Below are 24,562 nucleotides of genomic sequence, written 5' to 3' on the forward strand. Positions count from 1 at the left end.
ATCCGGGCTGACTGATGATAGGGCTGAAAACGATGCCAGAGGTCGCTCCGCACAGGGCCGATCCTACGGTTCCGGCGTCTCCCCGCTGAGCCTGGATTTGGCGGGCTGCGCGGCCGGGCTGCTATATATAATCCATTGAAGGCCCCTTTCATCGCCAGGGTCGTTTCGGCTGCTTAACGGAAAGGCGTTGCTGCGACCGCCACGGCGCGGAGGCTGCGCGGGTGTAATAGTCGGTGTAATAGTCTTCGCCCAAAGGCGACCGCACGGCGCGCAACAACGCCCGCGGTTCGCCCTTTGAGTACCGGTCCATGACAAGTCGAGAGCGCGCACCGCTTGAGCATCGGCCGACCGCAGCGGAGCCCGGGTCTTTCCCGCTTGCTCGCGGCGGCACGGTGAGCATCATCCTCGTCGCCGTCCTCGGTCCCCTACTCTGGGTCGTAGCCCCTTCGCCTGCCGCCGAGCGTTCGCCTTCCGTTCCATCGGACTACGAACGGCGGCTGGATCGGCCGTGCGGCGTGTTCTGGACCGACGTGCCGCTGCGGCGGGGTCTGATGCGGCTGGGAGAAGTGCAAGGCGTGCCGATCTTTCTCGATCGCCGTGTCGATCCGGATCAGCGTTTGACGCTCTCCCTCGACGCCCCCAGCCTGCGTCAAGCCTTGGAATCGCTGGCGGAAAGGCTCTCGCTGGGCGTCTCGTATTTGGATCCGATCGTTTATCTCGGCCCTCCCACGGCTGCTTCCCGGCTGAGAACCTTGGCCGCGTTGCGTCAGGACGAGTTTGCCCCGCAGGACCGGCGTCGTACTTTGCGAAGGCCGGCCGCGTGGCCCGCGCTCGGAACGCCCCGTGAAATCCTTCGCGACTTGTGCGGCGAGGCCGGTCTTTCCCCGGAGAACTTGGAGGATATCCCCCATGACCTGTGGCCGGAGGTCCGCCTCCCGGCGATGCCCTGGACGGACCGCATGACGCTGGTCCTGATCGGCTTTGATCGCACGTTTCGGATCGATTCGGCCCGGAATACCGTCACCTTCGTCCCGATCACCGCGGAACCGACATTGACGCGGCGTCTTCCGCTGCCCGCAGGTTCATCTCCCAGTGAGATCCTCGCACAACGTTGGCAAGAGGCCGTCCCGGGCGTGCGGGCTGAGATCGCCGGAAACGAGTTGATCGCGCAAGGACCGCTGGAGTCGCTGGAGAGGTTGGGCGAATTGCTCCGCGGGGCCGACCGTGGCGTAACCAATCGGACGACGCCCGCGGTCACGACCTCGCCCGGCGGACCGCCCGCATCGGCGGCATCCGACCCCTTTCTATCCCGGCGTTTCACGGTCCGGCAGGGACAAGGGACGCTGGACGGCGTCATCCGCCAACTGGCCGCGCAACTGCAAATGGACTTGCAAATCGACACCGTCGCCCTGGCCGCCCGCGGCATTCGCTTGGATCACAAAATCACCTTCGCCGTGAACAACGGAACCGTGGACGACCTCTGGCGCGCCGTGTTGGAACCGCACGGGCTGGCCTTCGAGCGTCGCGGGCGAGCGATCCGCATCTTTCCGGCCGCCCCCTGAAAGAAAGCACGGCGACGGCGTAGCGGCTGCATCCGACGGTTCCCGGTCGCCCCGGTTTACCCCCGGACCTTCGCCCATTGCCGATCCAACCGCTGCGGCGAGACGGAGAAATCCGTCCCCAACGACTGCGCGAACAGAGAGACGCGATACTCCTCCAGCATCCACCGGAAGCGAATCAGCTCGGGATCGAAGACGTCCAATTCCTCGTGCCGTTTGCGCCGCTCGCAAAAGGCTTGCCAATAGGGGCGAAAGGCAGCCAGCGCTTGCCGGTCGCGAAACACGCCCCCCAGTTTCAAGGCTTCGATCCGGCGACAGACGGCCTTGAAATAGCGCGGATAGGCTCGCAAGCGGCTCCACGGGGTCTGGGTCAAAAACCCCGGTCGGGTGAGTTCCGCCATTTGCTCCTCCATGTCCGCCCGCGCCTCCTCCCACTGCGGCGATTCCGCGGTTTCGAGCGCTACCTTGGCTTCGTGATACCGTTCCAACAGGGGTCGGATGAGCGTCAGAACCTCTTGAACGGCCAAGGGCAGACGCTTCAGTCCGCGCCGCAGCAGATCGTCGAATTGCTCCTGCGTCCGCGGCAAGCCGCCCCATTGGCCGATCTCCCAGGGACCGACCAGGGTTTCGTCGAGGAACGCGCGGTCCGCCAACAGCAGTTTCAATTCCGCGGCGAAGTCGAACTCCGGCAAGGAAACGCTGAGCAATTGCAGACGGCGCCGGTCCGCGAATTGATCCCAATGCGGATCGAGCCGCGACTGCATGGCAAAGGCCAGCAATCGCCGAATGCCGAAGCGCGAGAGGACGGCCGCCCGCCCCGGGCTGTCCGCCAACCGCAACGAGACGGCGTCGCCGACATCGACCAAGGCCGGATAGGCCCGCACGCGGATGCCTCCTCGCATCACCTCCACCATCTCCGGCAGCACCGACCATTCCCATCGGCGGAGGCCGTCGCGGTGCCACTGGGGATCGTCCACGGCGGTGAAGGCCCGGCCGACCTCGGCCCCCAAGGACCGCCGCAGCGATTCCCAATCGCGGCCCACCGCCAAGGGTTTTCCTTCGCCGTCGACGACTCGAATGCAGAACTGCATCTCCGCGGGAAGCTTATCCAGGCGGAAATCCTGGGGCCGAATATCCTCGCCGGCCAACCGCGCCAAGACCTCCGCCACCGCCGGCAGAAACCGGCCCTCGCCGAATTGCAGCTCCCGCACCGCCCGCTCCGCCGATTCCTGAGCCGGAATCAATTTCCGCCGCAACTCCTTGGGCAACGACTTGATCAAGGCCGCCACCTTTTCTCGCAACAATCCCGGCACGAACCACGCCAAACGCTCGGGATCCAAACTGGGGAACAGCTCCACGGGTACGGTCAGCGTGATGCCGTCGTCCTCTTCGCCCGGCGCGAAACGGTACCGCAACGGCACCGGCGTCGTGCTGACCACCAGATGGTCGGGAAAGGCCTCGGGAGCAGCGGCGGGGTCTTCCCGCACGACATCCCGGGACGACATGTGCAAGATCGACCGGTCCTTCTTGCAGGCCTCGCGCCACCAGGCCAGCAGTCCGCGAAGGTCATACACGTCGTGCGGAATGCGTTGGTCGTAAAAGTCGAACTGTGCCCACGAACCGAGCAGCAGATCGACCCTCCGCAAACGAACCTGAAGCTCCTCCATTTGCTTGACGAGCCGGCGATTGTGCTCGAAGAAAGCGGCTTTGCATTCCACGTCGCCTTCCACCAGGCCGTGCTGGATGAGCATTTCGCGGGCCGCGGCGGGATCGATCGGCCCCAAAGCCATGCGCCGCCGGGGGACGACGGGGAGGCCTTGCAACGTGACCTTTTCGTGAATCATGGCCGCCCCGTAACGGCGGCTCCAATACGGGTCCACGTAATCCCGGCGGATGAGATGCGGGGCGAGATCCTCGATCCAGGCGGGGTCGATGCGGGCGCAAGTCCGCAGATAGCGGCGACCGGTTTCGACGATTTCCGCCGCCACGACCCAATGCGGTTTGGTTTCGAAGAGCGCCGAACCTGGCCAAAGATGGGCCTTGCCGCCGCCCGCCGTCTGATACTCGTTCCCTTGCTTGCGATAGGCGGTATTGGTGAGAAAACCGGTCAGGATGGCGCGGTGGATCGCCGCATAGTCCCGCGTCCGCCGCTGCGACGCCACGCCGGCCTCCCGTACCAGGGCTTGCAGCTCGCGGTAGATATCGGCCCATTCCCGCAAGCGATTATACGAGAGATAGTTCTGCGCGCAAGCCTTCTGCAATTGATTCCGCGAGAGCTTGGCTTTCAAGTTCTGATAGAAATCCCAAAGGTTGAGATAGGTCAAGAAGTCCGACTGCGGGTCGTGGAAGCGGGCGTGCGCGGCGTCGGCGTCGGCGGCCCGGTCCTGCGGTCGCAGCCGCGGATCATCGACCTCCAAGCCCGATGCGATGATCAGGACCTCGTGCAAAGAACCTTCTTCGCGAGCCGCGAGAATGATCCGCGCGATGCGAGGATCGACGGGCATGCGAGCCAATTCTCGGCCGAGGGGGGTCAGCTCGCCGTCCTCATCCAGGGCTTGCAGCTCCCAAAGCGTTTTGAAGCCGTCGCGCACCGCGTCCGAGCGCGGCGGGTCGAGGAAGGGGAACGTCTCCGGATCTCCCAGGCGCAGAGCCTTGAGCTGAAGGATGACGTTGGCCAGATTGGTCCGCACTATCTCCGGGGGCGTATAGCGGTCGCGGCGTTCGAGATCGGCTTCGTCATACAGGCGGATGCACACGCCCGGGCCTTCCCGGCCGCACCGGCCCTTCCGCTGTTCCGCCGAGGCCTGCGAAATCGGCTCGATGGGCAGCCGCTGCGTCTTCGTGCGAGGGGAATAGCGGCTGATCCGCGCCACGCCGCTATCCACCACACACCGAATGCCGGGTACCGTGAGCGACGATTCGGCCACGTTCGTGGCGAGGACGATCCGCCGGCGGCCGTGCGGGCGAAAGATCCGCTGCTGCTCGTTGACGGAGAGCCGGGCATACAAGGGGATGATCTCGGCTTCTCGCAGCCGATCATCGCCCGACATGCCTCGTGCTCGCAGCAATCGGGCCGTCTCGTGGATGTGGCGCTCCGTGGGCAAGAACACCAAGATATCCCCCCAGGTCGCCTGGAGCATCTCCTCCACGGCGCCGGCCACCTCGTCCTGCCAATTCGGTTCCAGAGCGGGATCATCCAAGACCGGCGGTCGATACCGCACCTCGACCGGGTACATCCTCCCGGAGACCTCGATCACAGGGGCCGGCACGCCGTCCAGGGCGAAATGCCCCGCAAATCGCCCCGCGTCGATCGTGGCCGACGTGACGATCACCTTCAAATCGGACCGCCTATCGAGCAACCGGCGGAGGTATCCCAAGAGAAAATCGATGTTCAACGATCGCTCGTGGGCCTCGTCGATGATCAGCGTATCGTATTGCTCTAAGAAGCGGTCGGTCTGCGTTTCGGCCAACAGGATGCCGTCGGTCATGAGCTTGATATAGGTCTCCGGACCAGTGACGTCGGCAAAGCGGACTTTGAAGCCCACCTCCTTACCCAGCGGAACGCCCAATTCCTCGGCGATGCGAGCGGCCACGGACCGGGCGGCGATCCTCCGCGGCTGGGTGTGCCCGATCATCCCCGCGATCCCGCGCCCGAGCTTCAGGCATAACTTGGGCAATTGCGTGGATTTGCCCGAGCCGGTTTCGCCGCAAACGATGATCGCCCGATGAGCCTGGAGTGCGGCCGCGATATCATCGAGGGCGTCCAGAATCGGCAGGCCGCCGGAGAATTCGAATCGCGGAACGCCGCAGGCACGCCGGGCCCGGCGGGCGGCCGAGGCCTCCGCTCGTTCGCGCAGCCGTTGCAACGCCGCCTCGCCCCGTCGGCCGCTTCCGCCGTTTCGCGCCAATCGCTCCAGAGCGCGGCGCAGGGGAAAACGATCCGCCAACATGGCATCCGCCAAGATCCCGCGGATTTCGTCGATCGAGGCATTCATGGAAACCTGGGAGAGAATAGCATGGGCGCAACACTCGCCAACCCCGCTTCGGGGCGCCGGGGAATGGAAAGATTCGCCGCTCGCCGACCGACAAACCGCCGAGTCCGCCTGCCGAACCGGCCGCCTCCTCTCGCCACGCCCGCAGCATCTTCCATGTTAACGCAATGCGGAGAAGGCGTTGCAGCCCCGCTTCGGGGGAGAAATCCACCACCGCGGTACGGCAAACTCCGTTCGAATCGCGGTTACAATACCGATTAGCCGGTTACCGATTAGCCGGTTTTCGTTTGCAGCAGCACTTCCGCAACCAAGCATTGCGGACGCCGGACATCGTTCCACGTGGGCGAAGGGTCCTCACTCGAGGCCTTCCCAACGGCGTACTACCTTTGGAATCGTCGCGATGGTCTTGCACCACTGGCTGAGATCCCAGATTCAGGCAACCGCAGGGGAAGCCTTGCGGCAAGCCCTCAGCGAATCTCTGCACGGGCCGGACCGCGAATCCGACCAGGCGGAAGCCGGCAACCGCCGTCAGGACTTGCAGGAGTTTTCAGTCCGAGTAGGCATCGTCGCGGCCCTGCCGTCCGAGGCCGACCCGCTGCGCAGGCGGATGGAGGATGCGATCGAGCTGGCCGGCGACGGTTTCGCCGCGTGGATGGGAAGGATCGGTGGGTGTCCCACGGCGATCATCACGGCCGGTCCCGGCGAAGAGGCGGCCCGCCGCGCCGCTTCCGCATTGATACTCGGGCACCGACCGCGCTATGTATTGGCCGTGGGTTTCGCGGGCGGTCTGGTCCCGCAACTGAGCCGCTACGATATCTTCATCCCGGACGTGCTCTTGCACCACTCGGGAAAAAAACTACGGCTCGATACCCCGGCCGAACCTGCCGAAGGGTCTGCCGACTCCACCGTCGCCCGAACATGGAAGACGGGACCGCTGCTCACGGTACCGCGCGTCATCCGCGAACCGGCGGAAAAACGTCGATTGGCTACCGACTTCGGGGCCTGGGCCGTCGATATGGAGACCTTTGCCGCGGCCGAAGTCTGCCGTGCCGCCAAGGTCCCCATGCTTTCCGTCCGCGTCATCACCGACACCTGGGAAGATCGTCTCTCCAAGGAGGTGGAATACCTGTTGGAAAAGCGGTATTTCGCCCAACAACTCGGGTTTGCCGCGGGGGCGGTGCTCCGCCGCTGGGCCACCTTAAAAGAGCTTTGGCGGCTGTATGAATATGCCGTAAAGGCCGGCGACCGGTTGGCCGATTTCCTAGTCGCCGTGCTGCCGAATTTTTCTTGATATTCCCGGCCGAAAGGTCGGCGGACCATTCCATGGAGGTAACCGAACAAGATGTCTCAACCGCGTCCTTTGGAACTTGGCTTGGAAGGAGCGGATCTGGTCATCGCATGGAGCGATGGGCAGCGCCGCCGCTACTCGCCTCGGCGACTGCGGGCATTGTGTCCTTGCGCCGGCTGCAACGAAGCGCGGAGGCACGCCGTACCCGCCTTGCCCCTCGACGCGCCGCTGGCCGACATCCCCGAAACCGTCACCTTCCGTCTGGTGGAACCGGTCGGCAACTACGCCTACAAGATCGGATTCAGCGACGGTCACGACACGGGAATCTATACCCTAGAGAAGCTCTACCAATGGGGCGAAACCGCGTAACCGCCGGATGCCGTTCACCGAGGGCCGGCGTTCCGTCCCGGCAGTCGCCACCAGGCGGGCCGCTCCGGTGGGACCAAGAGCGTCAACAACACCGTCACTGCCGCCACCAAGGTATACGCCGTCACGAACACCCACGGAGGCGCCTCGCAGAAAAGAATGCGGTCGATCCAATGTCCGACGAAGGAGCCGGGGTACACGTCCACGGCGGCGAGCGTTCTTAGGTGTTTTTCCAGCGTCGTCAGCGGGCATTCGATCTCCAGCCAGGCTTGATAGGCCACGATGCCGATCATCGCCAAATGGATGACGCGGGGCCAGAACTTCCGAACCCACCTCCAGCGGAAGAAGAATCCCAGGGGAATCAGGACCAAACCCAAGAGCACCGCCGCGACATACGCGAAGTGCACCGCGATCACCACATCGGCAAGGTAGGCGTAAACACGCATGTTCCCGGTTGCCCTCCGGTTGATTGCCGATCGTTCCGAACCATGGCGGAGGATCGATCGGACTCACCTCGCGGATTCGGGAGCGTGCCCAACCGGGAGATGCTCCCAAGCGGCACCGTCTTCCCCCGCTACGGCGATCGATCGCTTGCCCGCAGAAAGCCCCCAGCCGAGCACCCCCCTACGGATTAGATGCGCCGCGAGTGCCGGTTATTCCCGGCGCCGGGTCAGGGGAGGGTTTACCAGGCGTGCCGGGCTAAGCCGGGCCAAATAGAACGGCTCCGCCAAATCGGAAGCCCCAGCGGCGGGGCGGACCGCGGCAGACGATCCGAACACGGGTTCCGAGCCATCCCGGCGAAGGATCACTCCCGAATCCGGCAGCGGTCCAAGATTTCACGCGGGGGCATAAGGTAACCGCTGTAGAACGGGCCGAACTCGGCGTACTTGGCGCTCGCCTCGTCGTACCGCATGCGGTACACGATATCCTTGAGGAACTGGGGGTTGCGCGCCCAAAGAGAAACACCCCATTCCCAATCTTCCAAACCGATCCCGACGGTCACCAACTGCGTGACCTTTCCGGCAAAGGCGATGCCGCTTTCGCCGTGCTCGGCCATCAATCGCTCCCGCGTGGCGAAATCGAGCAGGAACCAGTTGGCCTCCGGTTGCCGTCGCTTGTTCATGGGGTAAAAGCAGTAGGCGGGCCAGCTCGGCAGGTCCGGCTCAAGCCGCTGGCGACGCATGTATTCCAACCGCTTGGAGTACTGAGCCAGGCGACGCTCGAATTCTTCCTCACCGCGCTTCAGCCCCTCCTCCTCCAAACGGTGGGCATACCGCTGTTCATCCGGCAGGTATTCCGACACCTCGGTCAGCGAGACGAACGACCAAACCGGGCAGATCGCCGGCCCCAACGAGCCGTACAACAGGTCCTGGTGCACGGCGTCGAGCTTGAGCGGGTCGGGGTCCAGCATCATGATGCCGAAGTCGGCCTTATGCCCCATCACCAAAAACGTCTGCATGCGAACGGGTCCGCCCTCCCGCCCCGGTGACAGCAGATCACAAAACTCGCGGCACCCGTCCGCTCGCTCCGCCGGTCCCAACGTCCGAAATCGCATCCGATCGAAACGATAGAAGACGTGCAGGCAATGCCAACCCTCGGTCGGTGTTAACGAGATTTCCGGTCGCGGCGCCGATTCCAAACGATCACTCATGATGACTTGTCTTGCTCTCTTACTAGACCACTGCTCTAAAGCCGGAAACGCTCCCGCGACCAAGAACGCGGAAGCGTCCCCCGAAGCCCCTGTCGTGCCGCGGCCGCCTCCGATTCGCGAAAAGAGACGCGATTGCCGCTCCCCGCAATCCCGGATGCGCCACGGCGTTCAACTTGTGGCAATTATTGGAGAGAACAAGCCGGCGCGACAAGCGAGCACCATTCCCGCAGCGTTCCCCGAGATATCGGGCGGCCGGAAACGCCGGACTCAAAAACCGATGCGGCAACCGAATCGACGAGGGGGCGGTGCATAATCCCCCAAGCCGTGTGAATCGGCCCAACAGCCGACCTTAAGCAGAATCGGGAATCGGTCGCCCTGTTCCCGACGGAGACTGTGCCGGCGGAATAAATGGGCGAACGCGTCGGAGCGTGCCCCGCCCGGCGATGATCGAAACGTTCGCGGGAGGGTACGTCTCGCTCCCGGAAATGGGGCTTTTCAGCGGATGCCCTCGGCGGCCATCCTCACGCCAAGGACGGAAAGAGACGGAGGCGTATTAAATCGCCCTTCCGCATCGCGCCGCCGCGAGGCGGAAGTCAGCCCAAGAGCCGTTGGACACTTTCGATCAACCGATCCATGGGGAACGGTTTGCGGATGTAGTCGTCCACGCCCAACATCTCGGCATAGGCCTTGTGGCGGTTGCCCTCGTTGGCGGTGATCATGATGACCCGAGTCGGAACCTTCCGCGTCTGGCGGAGACGCTCGAGGACCAAGAAACCGCTCCGCTTGGGCATCATCATGTCGAGGATGACCAGATCGGGATCTTGGGTGTCGGCCAGGTTCAGCCCCTGGTTACCGTCGCGGGCGACCAAGATTTCGTAACCCAACGCTCCCAGCGCGATCCGCATCGACTCGACGATCTCAGGATCGTCGTCCACGAGCAAGATGCGTCGTCGTTGGGTAGCTTTTTCGCGCGAATCCATCTCTTGCGTCATGGCGGCGTCCTCGGCGGGGCGGTCATCCGTTTCGGCGAATCTCGAGGGGGACATCGTGGCGGACCTTATTCGGTGTGGAGGGCAATCCGAGAGGACAGCCCGACGAAATGGCTCCAGCCGGAACTCCAAGGCGATCCCGCCCTGAATTCCGAAAAGCACGTCGTTCCAATCAACATCTTCCAGCATCCTAAGTCATCATGCAAGCGGAATATACCCACATTTAAGAGGGATTATGGCAACTCTCTGTGGTTAATTCTCCCTTGCCGTTAATGCACCCGCTTCACCTACCGCCGGCCGCGGAAACGGATTTGACATCCCGAGGTGGAAGGGTCATGATGTGAAATACAGACGGGCCGGGCCGCGGAACTTCTTCTCCCGAAGATGCGTCTCATTTTACGGATTGGCCGTGAACGACATCGAACAACTGATCCAGGCCACGCTGCAAGGAGACTCGGCGGCGTTCGGGCGGGTGGTGCAAAAGTACCAAGACCGCCTGTACAACACCATGCTCCACGTGGTCGGCGATCCTGATGAATGCCTGGATGTTGTTCAAGAGGCCTTCGTCCAGGCATACCTCAATCTGGCGTCGTTCGCGGGTCAGAGTGCGTTTTACACCTGGTTGTACCGCATCGCGTTCAACGTCGCGGCGACCCATCGCCGTAAGAAAAAGCCGGTCCAATCGGTGGAAGCCGTCCACCACGAGTCGGGACACGAAATTCCCGACCGGGGGCCGGCCCCCGAGATCCCTCTGGAACAGGAAGAGCGCTGCCGTCGCGTGCGGGAGGCCATCGCGACCTTAAACGAGGAACATCGGGCAATCCTCGTGCTCCGCGAGATCGACGGCTGTTGTTACGAGACCATCGCCGAAATACTGAACGTCCCTATCGGCACGGTCCGGAGTCGCTTGCACCGCGCTCGCCTCATGCTTCGCGAAAAACTCAAGGAGGCTTATGCCGACCTTCTATAAATGATTAGAAATAAAGTCGGGTATCAACTTGCTGCCATTGTCAAGAATTTACGACTCCCATATTCATCATTTCTCCGAAAAATCACGAATTTGAGGGAACTTTATAGGCAACATCGGGCATCAAAGGCGCGGATCGGTCGCGTACGCTTTGATTCGCGCCGTGCCGCCGAAGTGGGGGCCGGATTCCCGTAAAGTTATTCCGTCGCTGTAGGTCGATTTGCTTACATTGAACGGTCTGATGACAGGAAATAGGGTGGGAAATCCCCCCACCCAACGAGCCGTACCATGAAAGACGTGCCGGAAAACGAACTGTTCAGCGCCTATCTCGACGGCGAGCTTACCGCCGCAGAACAGGCCCAACTGGAGCAGTTGCTGGCCGGCAGCGAGTCCGCGCGGAAACTTCTGGAAGAGTTGCGTACGCAAGCGAACATCCTTCAGTCCTTGCCTCGGGTGAACGCCCCCGTCGATTTGGCGGATCGGGTAGGGGCCGAGATCGCACGCCGTACCGGGACAAGCGAGAAGAATCGATTCCCTTCGCAATCGGGCGAAGCGGGCTTGGCCAAAACGCCTCCCGTCGGCTCGTCCGCGCGAGACGAAAAGTTGGCGGAATCGGCTACCGGCAGTGCTTGGACGCCCACGGCGATCTTGCGCCGGCTCGCGCAACCTCGGAACCTGGGTTGGGCCTTGATCGCAGCCTCCCTCGCCTTCGTGATCTTCATGATGGACGCGGCCCGGCAGTTCCACGATCGCCGCGTCGATCAGGTCGCCCGCGCTCCGGAAACACAGAGCGATCGCGATGCGTCCGCGCCCTCCGACCTTGCCATCAAGGCGTTACCGGGCGAAATCGCAATGGAATCCGCCGACGAGCATCGTGAGGGCATGGCCGAAGCCGAGGGCGTCACGGCCGCTTCCCGCCCGGAAAGGTTGCCGGCGACACGATCGCGGCGGTCCGGCGGCGCCCTTGATTCGGCAGAGAAGTTGGCCCACAGCGAATCTCAGGCGGAAGCGGTCGGCGGGGGCGACAGCATGGGCCTGGGGGGGTTCGCGTCGCGGGGTCCGGCTGCCGGGACGGCGCCCGCGGAGGCCCAACCGGCCGACGACTCCCCGGTCGCGCGGCGCGGTTCCACTTCCGGCGATTCCGGCGTGACCATCCTGCGGCAGTACGATTTGCAAGGACCGCCTGCCATGCCGCAAGTGCCGCGCGTGGTGCCCGTCGAAATCGTCTGCCGCCTGACGTCCCAGGCCGATCCTCAAGCCGTAGTCGCGCGTGTGATTCAGCGGCGCAACTCCGTGCCCGATTCGGCGGATGCATACAGCGGCTGGGAGTTCGCGGCGGCGCAAGCTCGCGTCCCCGGCGCGGCCGTCGAGGCTTGGGAGGTCCCGTCCGACGCCATGGGGGCGCCCCTCGCCCGCTCGGCGGAGGCCGGTGCGGCCGGAGGAGCCGAACCTTCCCGCGACGCTGGGACATCCATGGGCGAACCGGAAGTCCATACCTTCGTGGAATCCGAGGAAAAAGGCGGCGCCGTGGTCGTCGAGTTCACCGGCGGATTGTCACAAGTCGAAGCGGTATTGGCTGAGCTGGAAAGAGAGCCGGAGCAGGTCGCCGACATCACGCTTCCCACCGCTTTGGGCTTTGTGCAGCGCCGGATTCGAGAATCGGCATCCGAGGCCGTGAATGGCGTCGCGCGGCGAGCATTGGCCGAGGCCGCTCCTTTGGCGGCCGTGCCGCCCGCGCCGTCGGCTCCCGGCGCTCTGCCGCAACGCGAAAAGTCCGGGGCCGCTCTCGATTCTCCCGTACAGCGCCAAGCGCCGGTGCCGACGTTGTATCGGGTAACGATTCGGCTGGTACCTCCAACCGGCTCGGAGCCGCAAGCCCCTTCCCCACCCTCCGAGCCGCCTCCTGCGAAGGAGTGACTCGCGCGGCCTTCAACAGCACGCGTCGGCCCCTATTCTCGTCGCAATGCGCCGCGATTCGCTAGGGAAACGATAGGCCGCAAAGATCCCCGCCCAGTCGCTGGCAGACTCGTGCAGCGTCGCAAACCGAGCGGCGCGCGGGCCGTGCGATGATGCCCGGAGTCCCGCCGCGCGGGCCGGACGGGACGGAGCGCGTCCCTTGGGGCGGAGCGCGGGGAATCGTCTTTCTTGAAGCGCCCTTGAAGCGCCGCAAATCGATGGCTCGCGCCCCATCACGGCCGAGATCAATGCAAACGGCCGCCGGAACTTTGCCGACGGGTAGCTTCGCCGCGGCCTCCGTGATACTCTGATGTTAGGAAGCGAGGTGGAGTCGAATGCCGCGAAGGGGCAGCACGCGGCGAGGGGAGCATGGCGGCCCTCGCCCCCGTCGGCGGAGTCCGCCCGCCGGTTTGCGGAATCCCTCACCATGACGGTCGAACAGTTTCTCGATCTCGTCCTTCGCAGCCAACTGGTGGAGCGCGACCGGTTGCAGCGATTCCTAGCGCAACTGCCGCCCGAGATCAATAAAAGCGTCCTCACTGCGGAGGAGATGGCGGACCATCTTTGCCGCGCCGAACTGCTCACCCGTTGGCAAAGCCAAAAATTGTTGGAGGGCCGCTACAAGGGCTTTTTCTTGGGCAAGTATCGCCTCTTGGATCACCTCGGAACGGGCGGCATGAGCAGCGTGTACTTGGCTGAGCATGTCCTGATGCAGCGGCGGGTGGCGATCAAGGTCTTGCCCAAGCATCGCGTCCAAGATTCCTCCTATTTGGCGCGTTTCCACCGCGAGGCGCAAGCCGCCGCGGCCCTGGATCATCGCAACATCGTCCGCGCCTATGACGTGGATAATGACGGGGTCAATCACTACCTCGTCATGGAATACGTGGAGGGACGCGACCTCCAGCGGATCGTGAGGCAAGACGGCCCCTTGCCGGCTCACTTGGCGGCCGATTATATCCGCCAAGCGGCGGAGGGACTGGCGCACGCCCATCAAGCGGGCCTGATCCACCGCGACATCAAGCCCGCCAATCTGCTCGTCGACGGCAAGGGCACCATCAAGGTCCTGGATTTGGGGCTCGCCCGATTTACGGCCGACGAGGCGGCCTCGCTGACCATCGCCTACGACGAGAACGTGTTGGGCACGGCCGACTATCTGGCGCCCGAACAAGCCATCGACAGCCACGGCGTCGACGCCCGCGCCGACATCTACAGCCTGGGGTGTACGCTGTATTTCCTCCTGACGGGCAAACCGCCTTTTCCGGAGGGATCGCTACCGCAGCGGCTGATGAAACACCAGAAAGAAAGGCCGCCGGACATCCGCCAGACCCGTCCGGACGTGCCCGAGGATCTAGTCGCCATCTGTTTCAAAATGATGGCCAAGAAGCCCGCCGACCGCTATGCCTCCGCCGAGCAGGTCGCCGCCGTGCTTACCCAATGGCTGACCGATCACGGCTTCACGATCAGCAATGGGAGCGGCCGGGGTAGCGCCATTGTACAAAGTCTCCGCGAGGAATCGCCCCCCGCGGCCGACAAACCCGCCTCGTCGAGCAAACTGCCGTCCGCCAAGCCGCTTTCGGGCGGAGGCTCGCCGAGTCGCGTCGGGCCGAAATCCCCGACCGCGGAAACGCCCGCGGCGACCGTGCGCACGAGTGGGGCCTTCCCTACCGTCCAGAAAGACGGCGGCAAGAACAAGAAGGACGATTCGGGCAAGTCTTTGCCGTTACCTGTGGCAAAGCCTCTCGCCGAGTCCCAATCGCCGTCGCAGCCTGCCGATTTCCCGGGACTCCATATCGAAGAAGACCCGCTCCTGAACCTGGTGCGGTCGGGACGGGTGACGGGCAAAGGTCGGTCCGTCGGCCCGCCCATGCCTTGGTGGCTCTGGGCGGTCGGCGGTTTGGGATTGGTCGTGTGCCTCGTGCTGGCCGCCTACCTCTTTTGGGTCCGCGGTTGAAGGGGCGGAGAGGCACCGCACCGTCTGAAAGCCGCTTCCCGCGCGACTCTCTCGCACCCGCCGGCGGGGTGTCAAAATAACGCGCCCGGCTGTTAAGTAACGGCCCGCTCTACCGCCGGTCTGCGCGGGACGCCGAGCATCGCACCGCTATCGGAGGACTGCGATGCGCAGTGACCGTCGACCGGTACCACTCCCGGAGGAACGCTCCCCCGCGTCGGCATCAATGGCTGCTGTCCACCAAGACCGGAAGTCGGCTGAAGAGATAGAACGGGCGAGGCACCGCCGCATCGAAGAGAACGCGCCAATCCCATTCCGCGTGCGGCAGCCGCGAGCTGATGGATTCTCCCAGCACCAGGTCCGCCAGCGTCGGTTCCTTTTGATACCGGACGACGTTGACCTCATCCGGGTCCAGGCCGGCCAATTCGATGGCGCGGTCCACCGCGTCCTCGAGGAAACCGATTTCGTCCACCAGGCCGGCATCCTTGGCCTGTTGAGCCGTGAACACTTGCCCCGTGGCCAGCTTGTCCAATTCCTCCGGTTTTTGCCGAAAACGGGGCCGACCCTCACGAACGATCTCCTTGAAGCGAGAGAAACTGTCATCCACCAATTGCTGGAAGATCGCCCGCTCTTCCTCCGTCATCGGGCGAAGGAAGCTGCCCATCCCTTTGAGTCGATGGCTGGCGATGGAATCCTCCTTGATTCCCAATTTGCCGGCCAACTCCGCGGCGTCGTAGTGCGGAATGATGACGCCGATCGAGCCGGTCCAGGTGGTCGGTTCCGCGAAAATGCTCTTGGCCGTATCGCCCACCGCCATCGAGATGTAATAGCCTCCACTGGCGGCGACGGATCCCATGCTCACGACGACCGGGATGTCCCGCTCGCTTCGCATCCTCTTGAGGTGGTGGAGGATGTAATCGGAGCCGGTCACCGTGCCGCCCGGCGAATCGACCCGGAGGACGACGGCTTTGACGTCCTCGTCCTTCATCACCTGATCGATTTGATCCTTGGCAAAACCCTCGCCATCCAAGATCAGACCTTCCAGGGATAGGATGGCGACTTTGTCCGCAGCCGATGCGTTGTGCGAAAAGTGTTTTTCTCGTACCTTGCTCGGCTCGAGCCCCGACAGCCCCAGGGCAGCCAACAAGACCACGTTGGCGAAGAGCGAACCCATCAAAAACAGCCCCAGAACGATGATCACCCAGGTCGGCCGATTGGAACGATTCGGTTGCGGGGGAACGACTTGCGCGGTCACGACGCCGTCCGGCGGATAGAAGGAACTCATCATGGCGTTCACCGACTAGATCGAGGGATGGCAGTTGCGGACGATGGAACCGGCCGGCGGCTCGAACGCTGCCGCGATCGCGATCGAAGTGTGCCCCTCAAAGCGATCTCGGATCCCCGATCGGGCGGCAGGCGGCCGGCAGAGCCGTGCCGGCAGGTCTATCCTACCTATTGTAGCTCAAAGAGGATCGCGCGTGCCCTACCATATCGGCGGGGGGCCGTCTCGCCGGCCGCGACCGAGGCGCCCAATCCGCCCTACGGGGCCGTCTCTTCGACGACCGCCAAACCCAGGTCGATGTACTGCCCGCCCGTGCTTTGACGGCAATGCACCGCCACGACGTTCTTTCCCGCCCTGAGCAAACCGGCCGATGCGGCGTTCAGCGGGACGACTTGATAGTTCGTCGTATAGCCGGACAAGGAGCAGACTTTTTTCCCGTTCAGAAAGACTTCGGCGTCCTCGTCATGATGGATGATGAGCTGGACTTCACCCTGTTGCGGAACGGCGGGAAGCTCGAAGGATCGCCGCAGCCGGATCTCGGCCGTCTTCCACGGGGTGCGCACGACGGCGCCGGGCGTGCCTTCCGTGCCAAAGCCGCCCGGACCGGTCTCCCAGCCTGAATCGTCGAACTCGGGGGCCGTCCAATCGGCGGGCGGGGTCTGGAGCGTGTACCGCCAGGTCTGCGGACCGTGCTCCGACGTCGGTACCAGCACGGATACTTTGGGTGGCGGCAAGTAGAGTTTGCGGGCGGCCGCGGCGGCACGGTCCACGTCCACCTTGGCCACTTCCCGATCATAGGTCATCAAACCGTTGACCTCGATCTCGACGTCCGAGGTCTGAGTATACACGGCGGCGCACAGGCCCTGCCCCACCAGGGGACGCAATTTCGTCAGCAGTTGGACATAGGCTTCGGTCAGACTCTCGCGGTCGGGATAGGCCACATAACCCCAATTCTTTTCGGCCTGCCAGGTGTGGCCGGCCAAGGGGAGTCCCAGCCCGCCGAATTCCCCGAGGACGCCGGCCCGCCGTTCTTCCACCGGTCGCATGCCCGGCCCCGGGTAATTGTGCATATCGGAAAGATCGCCGCAACCGTTATCCGTCCAACCGCTGGCCTCGTTGACCAGCCGGCTGGGATCGTATTCCTTGATCCACGAAACGACGTCGCACGTGTCATGCTGCCCCCAACCCTCGTTGAACGGCACCCAAACGATGATGCTGGGGTGATTCCACCGGGCATCGATCATGGCCTGCAGCTCGCGCCGGAAATTCGCCTTGGCGGCGGGATCGCGGCCGCTGTCGCCGGAAGGCATGTCCTGCCAAACCAGTAACCCCAGCCGATCGCACCAATAGTACCAGCGTTCCGGCTCGTACTTGACGTGCTTGCGGGCCATGTTCATGCCGTATTTCTTGGTCATCTCGATGTCGTACTTCAGAGCCTCGTCGCAAGGCGCGGTGTATAACCCGTCCGGCCACCAACCTTGATCGAGCGGACCGTACTGGAACAGGGCCTTGCCGTTGAGCATCATGCGCGGAATGCCTTGCTCGTCCTTGGCCACCTCGATCTTGCGCATCCCGAAATAGCTCCGGACCTGATCCACCGCATGATCGCCGTCAAGAAGCGTGACTCTCAGGTCATAGAGATTCGGTTCGTCCGGCCACCACAGTTTCGGGTCGTCCACTGCGACCGCAATCGCCTCGTTCGAGAGCCCCTCGGCCTGCGACACCGCGCGTCCCTCCCATAGGACTTCCACGCGGACCGGGTGCGATCCCTCGGCTTGCGCCGTCACATGAACCGCGCGGTGATCGACGTCCGGGATGATCTTCAAACCTCGGATGTAGGCGGCGGGTACCTTCTCCATCCACACCGTCTGCCAAATCCCGGTCACCGCCGTATACCAGATGCCCTTCGGCTGAAGCACTTGCTTGCCGCGGGGCTGGGAGCCTGCATCGGTCGGGTCCCACACCGACACCACCAGTTCGTTTTCCCCCGGCTTGAGGGCCGACGTGGCCTCGAACGTGAATGGATCGTAACCTCCGGTGTGATCACCAAGACGTTGACCGTTCAGCCACACGACGGCCTGCCAATCCACCGCACCGAAGTGCAGCAGGAGTCGCTCTCCCTCTTGTAGCGACGGTACCGAGAACGTGCGGCGATACCACAATCGTTGATCGGGAGAGACGGGCTTGCGGACGCCGCTAAGGGCCGACTCCACCGCGAACGGCACGAGAATCCTGCCTTCCCAGACCTCAGGCTTGCCCGACTCGCGGGGAACGATCGCGTATTCCCAAAGCCCGTTGAGATTCGTCCAATCGGACCGCACCATCGTGGGGCGAGGATACTCCGGCCAGACGTTATCCGGCGTCACTTGCTTCGCCCAACGGGTAAAGAGCGGGTTGTCCGCAGGCTTCCAATCCTGAGCCGAAACCACGCCGACGACGGCTCCCAACACCAGGCTCGTGGCCCACAGTCGCATCATACGGTTGTTCCTTGTATCTATCCTTGCGGCACGGACGACAACATCCGCCTTGTGGCGGCCCGAAAAATCTTCACAGAAATCCCAAGATAGTCGGCTGGTCTGCTCGACGCAAGCAACACTTACGCAAAGGCACATTCTTTCGGCGATCACCATCGGAATTCGGACGGTCGCGGAGATCGGCGCAGAAAAGCGACCGACCGGAGCGGAACGACCGTCCGCGGCACGAGATGCCCAGGGCGACCGCGATTTCCTCGTAACTTGCGGGCCGGCCTCCTGCGTATTGAAGGAAACCACATCACCGCTCGCATTTTCGGGGGTTTTCCCGACGAAGAAATAGGCAAGATGTATCGGCCGGGGAAAACTACTTTTTTCGCGCATACCGATTTGACCGATGCCCTAATTGTGGTCGCATCGTCTCCAAAAATTCGCGCTGGATGGGCCGCAACGCGAGACCGACCCCGTAAAAACGGAAAGGCATCCGAAAGAGTGGAAGTTTCCACTCGGTGCCAAGGTCCGGAATGGACCTGCAAAACCTCGAGAATTCTGGTTTTTCTCACGGAGGGAGTATCATGAGGCGACTCAACGGAATGTGGTGGTTTTTGGGAGGGTGTCTGGGCGCCCTGATCCTGGCCCCATGGGCCGGCGCTCAAGGCTTCCAGCAGTTGCGGCCGATCGACCCATCCTACATGGTGGGCGGAAACTACGCCGCGGAGCCGCAACAGGCGAGCGCGGACGACTTGGCCCAACGTGTGGCGGATTTGGAAAAGGCCCTCGGCGACATGAAGGCCAAGGAAGCCGAGGCGAAAAAGAAGGCCGCCGAGAAATTCTCCGTCTCGGTCGACGGTCGGGTCTTCGTCGATAGCGTGTTCTTCGGCCAAAGCGCGGGCAGCGTGACCGCCTTCGGCGACGCCCAGGACACCGTGCAATTCCGCGCCGCTCGGTTGGGCGCGCAAGGCTCCGGATTCGACGTCTTCGATTACAAGATCGAGGTCGACTTCGCCGGACGCGACAGCACCAACGACCAATCCACCGCCTTCAAGGACGTGTATCTCGGCATCAACGATCTGCCTTTCCTGGGCCGGGTCCAGATCGGCCATTACAAGGAACCGTTGAGTTTGGAAGAGTTGACCAGTTCGCGCTTCATCACGTTCATGGAGCGCAGCCTTGTGAACGTCTTCGCGCCCCAACGCAACGTGGGTATCGCCGCCTATCGCGTCTCGGAAAACGAGCGGTTCACCTTCGCTTTCGGCGGCTTCCGCACCATCGGCGACAAACCCCCTTATGTGGCGGACGACGACGGCGGCTACGCCTTCACCATGCGGGGTACCTATCTGCCCTGGTACGACGAGGCCACCAACGGCCGCGGCCTGCTGCACTTGGGGCTGGGCTACAGCTATCGTGACGTGGATGACCCGAATCAACGAATTCGCGCTCGGGCCGAGACCAACGTCGGTCCCTACATCCTGGATACGGGCGTCATCGCCGGCGTCGAGGATTACCAATTGCTCGATCCGGAAATCGCCTTCGTCTACGGGCCGTTTTCCGTCCAGGCCGAGTACATCGCCGCGTTCTACAATCGCGCGGGCAACGACGCCGACTTCCACGGCGCCTACGTGCAGACCAGCTACTTCCTGACCGGGGAACATCGCCCGTACGATCGCAAGAAGGGCGCCTTCACGCGGGTCAAGCCGTTCGAGAACTTCTTCCGCGTCCGTACCTGCGACGGCAACATCGAGATGGGCAAAGGCGCTTGGGAGTTGGCTTATCGCTACTCGTGGCTCGATCTCGACGACGCGGACGCCCTAATCTTCGGCGGCAACAGCAGCGACCACACCGTGGGCGTCAACTGGTACCTCAATCCGTACACGCGGTTGATGTTCAATTACGTTTACGCCCAAGTCAGCCCGGCGAATAACAACGCCGACAGCGACCTGAGCGTCTTCCAGATGCGAGCTCAATTCGACTTCTGACGACCGCGCATCCCGGCGTTTTTCGAAGGGGATTCGTCCAGTGAACGCAAGACATCAGCTTCGGCAGCCTGTAACGACACGCTGTCGAAAAGGAGTTCGAAAGATGAAAGCGATCGGCGTGATGGCGTTGATGGTGGGGCTGTGCTGGGGCCTTCCCGCGATGGTCCAGGCCCAAGAGGCGGATTGCGGTGCGCCCGGCCGCTGCGCGGTCTGCGGCCAACCCGGCCCCTGCCAACAAAAGGTCTGCACGATTCAGTGCGGTGTGGAGAAAGTTAAGAAATCGTGCTGGTGCGTGGAAGTTGTCGATATCTGCACGATGCGGCCGACCCTGCCCCGGCATACGGGTTGCACCGACCCGGCCTGCGGCTGTGATCCGGGAACGGATTGCGGCAACGGTTGCGAGGCGGGCGTCGCTTGCGGCGATTCCGGATGCGGCGTGTGCGGCCGAGGCGGCCTGCTGGGCCAATTGGGCAAGACTCCCAACGCCGTGATTCCTCCGCAACCGGGCAAAGCTCGAACCATCAAGAAACTGGTGAAGAAGGAATACGAGGTCGAAAAGCCGGTATACAAAGCCGTCGTGCAATGGGTCTGCGCCGACTGCCTCGCGGCCAAAGCCTGCGGCGCGTGCGCCGGCGGAAGCGAGCCGACCCCCGCCGTCGAGGAAAGCAAGCCGTTGCCTCAAGCCCCGGCACCGGACCCGGCCCCGGCGGAAAAAGCGGATCAGGGTGCTCAGCAGACGGCCCTGCTGGCTCCCATGCCGCCCCTCCCGCCGTTGCCGCCCATGTAACTCGCGGCGGAAAGGCTTAGAAATGGAACGGAGCCTTTACCCGGCTCCTCCGAAGTCCAAAATTCACGCTACGTCCTCGACCGGCGCCGGTTAGCAAACCGTCGCCGGTTCATTTTTTCTTGGCCGGTTCGTGGGGCCGGTTCTTACCCCGACGCCGGGCCGGCCGCCGAAAAATCAACGACGGGGGATGGGCGGCATTTTCGCTCTTGCCAAAATAGCCGCATTGACCTTCAATAAGGGGGCCTCAAGGATCGCCCCATTCCCGCAGCTTCGTTTCTGCGATCTTTCGAGGCCGTGCGCGGTCGCGCGGCCCGGTCGGATCGGCACCGGCCCGCCGGTCCACGCCGTCCCCCGTCGGTCGCTATTTCCCGGATGGTAAACGGCGGCCGACCAGGAAAGGATTCCGCTGGTTTTTCAGGAGGAAAGACGGTGCACGAACGGGCGCGCGTCCATCGTTCGCTCCCATTCCGCGGAGCTGCGGTCGTACTCATCACACTATTCGGCCCATGTTTGGGAACAGGCGCCGCCGCGCCGCCCCATCCTTTTGCCGGGCGGACGGTCCTGCTCGACTTCTATGCTTCGTGGTGCGGCCCTTGCCGCGATATGGTCCCCACCGTCACCGAGTTGGAGCGGCTGGGTTATCCGGTGCAACGCATCGACGTCGACCGCCAACGGGACTTGGCGGAACGATTCGGAGTCCATTCTCTCCCCACCTTCATCATGTTAGTGGACGGTCAGGAGGCGGGCAGACTGATCGGCGGACAATCCTTGGCGACGCTGACGGAACTTTGCCGGCGCGCACCTCGGACTGCGTCGCCGGTTTCCCCGGCGGAAGCGGAATCCCCTCCGCCAGGGACTGCGGTCGCGCAGGCCGAACCCGCGGCGGGCAGCGGGGTATCGGCGAGCCCGCGCACCGACTCGGCCCTCGGAACCGGTAACTTGCCCGGCCTTACGGAGGGCGTGCGCTACGCCGCTACTACCGAGGCCGACCTCACGGCGGTCACCGTTCGGATTCGCATCGCCGATGAGAGCGGCCGCTCCACGGGGTCGGGAACGATCATTGACGCCCGAGGCGGGGAGGCTCTGATCCTTACGTGCGGCCATCTTTTTCGCGAGTCGAAGGGAAAGGCTCCGATTCGCGTGGACTTGTTCGGACCGCAACCGGTCAGCGATCTGCCGGCCGAGTTGCTGGACTACGATGATCGTCTCGACCTGGGCTTGGTCACGATCCGGCCGCCCATGCCGGTGGTGGCGGCCCGAGTCGCTCCGCCCGGCTTCCCCCTTTCCCAAGGCGACCCGGTCTTTACGGTCGGTTGCAACGGCGGAGCCCCCCCCACCGTGCGACAAGGCACGATCACGGCGCTCAACCGGTACTTGGGGCCTGCCAATATCGAGGCCTCCGGGGCGCCCGTCACCGGCCGCAGCGGCGGCGGACTCTTTTCCGCGGAGGGTTTCTTGATCGGCGTGTGCAACGCCGCGGACCCCCAACTCGATGAGGGCATCTATGCCGCTCTGAAAGAGATCCACGCTCGGCTCGACCGCTTGGAATTGAGCTTCGTTTACCGGGGCCTACCGGTGGACGACGTGCTCGCCTCAGGATCGCCCTCCGCCCGATCGCCCGGCGTGGCGGCGGTGAGCGCCGTCCGCGGAGATATCCCCTCCGTTCTCGGATTGCCGCCGAGCGAGAAAACCGACGGCGGTGATCTCCCGCCGATTCAGAATCCCGCAAATACCGGCGCCGACCTCGCCGCGACGAGCCTTTCCGGCCAATCGCCCGATCGCGAGCGGGCGGCTATGTTGACCGTGCAAAACGGCATGCCGCTGCCGATTCCCCTGAATGACCCGCCGCTGCAACCCGTCCAAGGTATCGAGCGAAACCGCGAGCCTGGGACGACGGCGCTGGTCCCTCCCTCGCGAAGTCCGGCCGTCGGCTGGAATAGCGTCGCCTTGACGCGAGAGACGCCCCCCGGATCCGGCGTCGCAGCCGTTCCGGCTCGGACGGCACAGCCCGGCTTGGACGGCCTGACGGCGGAGGAACGGGCCGCGCTCGAGGAAATCGCGCGGCGTCGCGCGCAGGGGTACGAAATCGTCTGTGTCGTGCGTCCGACGGATGATGCGACCGGGCCGAGTGAGGTCATCGTCTTGCGGGACGCCTCGCCCGCCTTTCTGGCCGCCTTGCAAAGCACGGCAAGTCCGGCCTCGGACCGTTCCGCAACCGCAAACCGGCAGGTGGGCGGTACGTCCGTCCGCAACGGCACAACCTCCGCACCGGGAGGAGAATCGCTCGCGGTCACCACCGGCAATCGGCCCACGAGCTCGACGGTCGTCCTTCCCGCGGTCGTATTGCCGGGACCGGCAAGGTAGCGCGATCTCGCTTTCGTTTCTCGCGCCTTTCAACGCGATCCACAAGCCAGGACCCAGCCGTTGGCGCGGACGGATCCGAAAAACCATGCCGCGGCGAGCGGCCCATTGCGTTCCACGCTGAGCGGCACCACCTGCTTGACGACCAAGCCCGCGCTTCGCAGGTCACGGCGCAGCTCGCGCCAGGTGAATGCGTGAACGTAGACGTTCGCCACGCCGTGATACTCGAAGAAGCGATCGCCGAAGTCTCCCCGCCGGAGCAATCGGGTTTGCAGCCAATGCCGCCACAGCCAACTGCGACCGGCGGGCGTCAGGAGGTTGTACCAAACGTTGTGGACGTGCAAAATGAACGTCCCGCCGGGCTTCAAGATGCGTCGGACGTGCGCCAACACCCGCCGACGATGCTCTCGCCCGTAGATCATCCCAAGCGTGCTGAAAAGGCAGAGAACATAGTCCGCCGACCGGTCGGCCAGGAATCCCAGCTCTACCAGGTTGGCTCGCACGGTCTGAACCGTGACGTTGGCTGCGCGGGCTTTCGCCCGCACAATCCGCAACATGTGGGGCGATAGATCGACGCCGACCGCGCAAAACCCCCGTTTCGCCAAAGGAATCAACACTCTGCCCGTGCCGCAACCCAAGTCCACCACGACTCCCGGTTTTCGGCAGTGCCGGGCAATCACCTGCTCGTCGAACAAGAATAACCGGCTGCCTGCGATCGTGTCGTCGTATTCCTCAGCGATGTGGGCGGCATGGGCATAATCCCACACCCCCTTCGCCACCCCCGGCGGAAGAAGCCATTCCGGACGTGATCCATCCTTCTCGGTCACGGGGGCGCTCCGATGCTGCGACAAGTCGATTCACGCGTCAGAATTGCGAGGAATTTCGCGAGTAGCTCCTCCCGTCCCGGGCAACTCGGGAGAAACGATTTCAGCGACCGTACGGCTTTCGTTCTCCTGCCGACGCGGGCGC

The 24,562-nt window shown here is 63.7% G+C and carries 16 protein-coding genes; 9 read left to right on the top strand and 7 right to left on the bottom strand.

The window, feature by feature from the left end; genetic code table 11:
* Window positions 1-392: 392 nt before the first annotated feature.
* The gene (locus ACZ5B4_RS10065) at window positions 393-1,562 is read left to right on the top strand and encodes an STN domain-containing protein (protein ID WP_464911097.1); all 1,170 of its coding nucleotides are present in this window, start codon (window positions 393-395) and stop codon (window positions 1,560-1,562) included.
* Between the two features lie 56 nt (window positions 1,563-1,618).
* On the opposite strand, the gene hrpA is transcribed toward ACZ5B4_RS10065, so the two are convergent.
* Window positions 1,619-5,554 carry an ATP-dependent RNA helicase HrpA gene (gene hrpA, locus ACZ5B4_RS10070; RefSeq protein ID WP_464911098.1) on the bottom strand — a complete coding sequence of 1,312 codons (3,936 nt, stop codon included), beginning with the start codon at window positions 5,552-5,554 and terminating at the stop codon, window positions 1,619-1,621.
* Between the two features lie 397 nt (window positions 5,555-5,951).
* On the opposite strand from hrpA, the gene ACZ5B4_RS10075 reads away from it, so the two are divergent.
* Entirely contained in the window at window positions 5,952-6,842 is an 891-nt protein-coding gene (locus ACZ5B4_RS10075; RefSeq protein WP_464911099.1) for a phosphorylase family protein, read from the top strand.
* Window positions 6,843-6,893: 51 nt separating this feature from the next.
* Window positions 6,894-7,208: a gamma-butyrobetaine hydroxylase-like domain-containing protein gene (locus tag ACZ5B4_RS10080; RefSeq protein ID WP_464911100.1), complete on the top strand. Its 315-nt coding sequence runs from the start codon at window positions 6,894-6,896 to the stop codon at window positions 7,206-7,208.
* Between the two features lie 14 nt (window positions 7,209-7,222).
* Here ACZ5B4_RS10080 and ACZ5B4_RS10085 read toward each other — a convergent pair whose 3' ends face one another.
* The 3 genes from ACZ5B4_RS10085 to ACZ5B4_RS10095 all read right to left on the bottom strand — a co-directional run bounded on the left by ACZ5B4_RS10085 (window position 7,223) and on the right by ACZ5B4_RS10095 (window position 9,848).
* Window positions 7,223-7,651, bottom strand: a complete 429-nt coding sequence (locus ACZ5B4_RS10085) for a DUF2784 domain-containing protein (RefSeq protein ID WP_464911101.1) — start codon at window positions 7,649-7,651, stop codon at window positions 7,223-7,225.
* Between the two features lie 359 nt (window positions 7,652-8,010).
* Entirely contained in the window at window positions 8,011-8,856 is an 846-nt protein-coding gene (gene hemQ, locus ACZ5B4_RS10090; RefSeq protein WP_464911102.1) for a hydrogen peroxide-dependent heme synthase, read from the bottom strand.
* 593 nt (window positions 8,857-9,449) lie between these two features.
* Window positions 9,450-9,848 carry a response regulator transcription factor gene (locus tag ACZ5B4_RS10095; protein ID WP_464914015.1) on the bottom strand — a complete coding sequence of 133 codons (399 nt, stop codon included), beginning with the start codon at window positions 9,846-9,848 and terminating at the stop codon, window positions 9,450-9,452.
* A 406-nt stretch (window positions 9,849-10,254) separates the two neighbouring features.
* Between ACZ5B4_RS10095 and ACZ5B4_RS10100 the strand changes: the two genes are divergently transcribed.
* From ACZ5B4_RS10100 to ACZ5B4_RS10110, 3 genes are all read left to right on the top strand, one after another.
* Complete coding sequence (locus ACZ5B4_RS10100) at window positions 10,255-10,815, top strand: RNA polymerase sigma factor (RefSeq protein WP_464911103.1); 561 nt, start codon at window positions 10,255-10,257, stop codon at window positions 10,813-10,815.
* Window positions 10,816-11,100: 285 nt separating this feature from the next.
* Window positions 11,101-12,729 carry an anti-sigma factor family protein gene (locus ACZ5B4_RS10105; protein WP_464911104.1) on the top strand — a complete coding sequence of 543 codons (1,629 nt, stop codon included), beginning with the start codon at window positions 11,101-11,103 and terminating at the stop codon, window positions 12,727-12,729.
* Between the two features lie 466 nt (window positions 12,730-13,195).
* A complete protein-coding gene (locus ACZ5B4_RS10110; protein ID WP_464911105.1) occupies window positions 13,196-14,719 on the top strand; it encodes a serine/threonine-protein kinase in 1,524 nt (507 codons plus the stop codon).
* Between the two features lie 220 nt (window positions 14,720-14,939).
* On the opposite strand, the gene sppA is transcribed toward ACZ5B4_RS10110, so the two are convergent.
* Together sppA and ACZ5B4_RS10120 are read right to left on the bottom strand one after the other, a co-directional pair.
* Entirely contained in the window at window positions 14,940-16,004 is a 1,065-nt protein-coding gene (sppA, locus tag ACZ5B4_RS10115; protein WP_464911106.1) for a signal peptide peptidase SppA, read from the bottom strand.
* Window positions 16,005-16,255: 251 nt separating this feature from the next.
* Entirely contained in the window at window positions 16,256-18,475 is a 2,220-nt protein-coding gene (locus tag ACZ5B4_RS10120) for a glycoside hydrolase family 2 protein (protein ID WP_464911107.1), read from the bottom strand.
* Window positions 18,476-19,044: 569 nt separating this feature from the next.
* Here ACZ5B4_RS10120 and ACZ5B4_RS10125 point away from each other — a divergent pair.
* The 3 genes from ACZ5B4_RS10125 to ACZ5B4_RS10135 all read left to right on the top strand — a co-directional run bounded on the left by ACZ5B4_RS10125 (window position 19,045) and on the right by ACZ5B4_RS10135 (window position 23,596).
* Window positions 19,045-20,445 (top strand): OprO/OprP family phosphate-selective porin, encoded by a 1,401-nt coding sequence (locus ACZ5B4_RS10125; RefSeq protein ID WP_464911108.1) that lies wholly within the window; start codon window positions 19,045-19,047, stop codon window positions 20,443-20,445.
* A 103-nt stretch (window positions 20,446-20,548) separates the two neighbouring features.
* A complete protein-coding gene (locus ACZ5B4_RS10130; RefSeq protein ID WP_464911109.1) occupies window positions 20,549-21,232 on the top strand; it encodes a hypothetical protein in 684 nt (227 codons plus the stop codon).
* 429 nt (window positions 21,233-21,661) lie between these two features.
* On the top strand, window positions 21,662-23,596 hold the full coding sequence (locus tag ACZ5B4_RS10135) for a trypsin-like peptidase domain-containing protein (RefSeq protein WP_464911110.1): 1,935 nt from the start codon (window positions 21,662-21,664) through the stop codon (window positions 23,594-23,596).
* Window positions 23,597-23,625: 29 nt separating this feature from the next.
* Here the strand turns inward: ACZ5B4_RS10135 and ACZ5B4_RS10140 are convergent, their stop codons facing one another.
* Window positions 23,626-24,420, bottom strand: a complete 795-nt coding sequence (locus ACZ5B4_RS10140; protein ID WP_464911111.1) for a class I SAM-dependent methyltransferase — start codon at window positions 24,418-24,420, stop codon at window positions 23,626-23,628.
* Window positions 24,421-24,562: the final 142 nt, after the last annotated feature.

This window comes from Thermogutta hypogea, from assembly GCF_055386265.1.

What these genes read in the sequence shown, in the direction of transcription:
- sppA (WP_464911106.1), bottom strand. Translation starts at nt 16,004, where the DNA reads ATGATGAGTTCCTTCTATCCGCCGGACGGCGTCGTGACCGCGCAAGTC.
- ACZ5B4_RS10105 (WP_464911104.1), top strand. Translation starts at nt 11,101, where the DNA reads ATGAAAGACGTGCCGGAAAACGAACTGTTCAGCGCCTATCTCGACGGC.
- ACZ5B4_RS10095 (WP_464914015.1), bottom strand. Translation starts at nt 9,848, where the DNA reads ATGACGCAAGAGATGGATTCGCGCGAAAAAGCTACCCAACGACGACGC.
- ACZ5B4_RS10110 (WP_464911105.1), top strand. Translation starts at nt 13,196, where the DNA reads ATGACGGTCGAACAGTTTCTCGATCTCGTCCTTCGCAGCCAACTGGTG.
- ACZ5B4_RS10085 (WP_464911101.1), bottom strand. Translation starts at nt 7,651, where the DNA reads ATGCGTGTTTACGCCTACCTTGCCGATGTGGTGATCGCGGTGCACTTC.
- ACZ5B4_RS10130 (WP_464911109.1), top strand. Translation starts at nt 20,549, where the DNA reads ATGAAAGCGATCGGCGTGATGGCGTTGATGGTGGGGCTGTGCTGGGGC.
- ACZ5B4_RS10120 (WP_464911107.1), bottom strand. Translation starts at nt 18,475, where the DNA reads ATGATGCGACTGTGGGCCACGAGCCTGGTGTTGGGAGCCGTCGTCGGC.
- ACZ5B4_RS10125 (WP_464911108.1), top strand. Translation starts at nt 19,045, where the DNA reads ATGAGGCGACTCAACGGAATGTGGTGGTTTTTGGGAGGGTGTCTGGGC.
- hemQ (WP_464911102.1), bottom strand. Translation starts at nt 8,856, where the DNA reads ATGAGTGATCGTTTGGAATCGGCGCCGCGACCGGAAATCTCGTTAACA.
- ACZ5B4_RS10075 (WP_464911099.1), top strand. Translation starts at nt 5,952, where the DNA reads ATGGTCTTGCACCACTGGCTGAGATCCCAGATTCAGGCAACCGCAGGG.
- hrpA (WP_464911098.1), bottom strand. Translation starts at nt 5,554, where the DNA reads ATGAATGCCTCGATCGACGAAATCCGCGGGATCTTGGCGGATGCCATG.
- ACZ5B4_RS10080 (WP_464911100.1), top strand. Translation starts at nt 6,894, where the DNA reads ATGTCTCAACCGCGTCCTTTGGAACTTGGCTTGGAAGGAGCGGATCTG.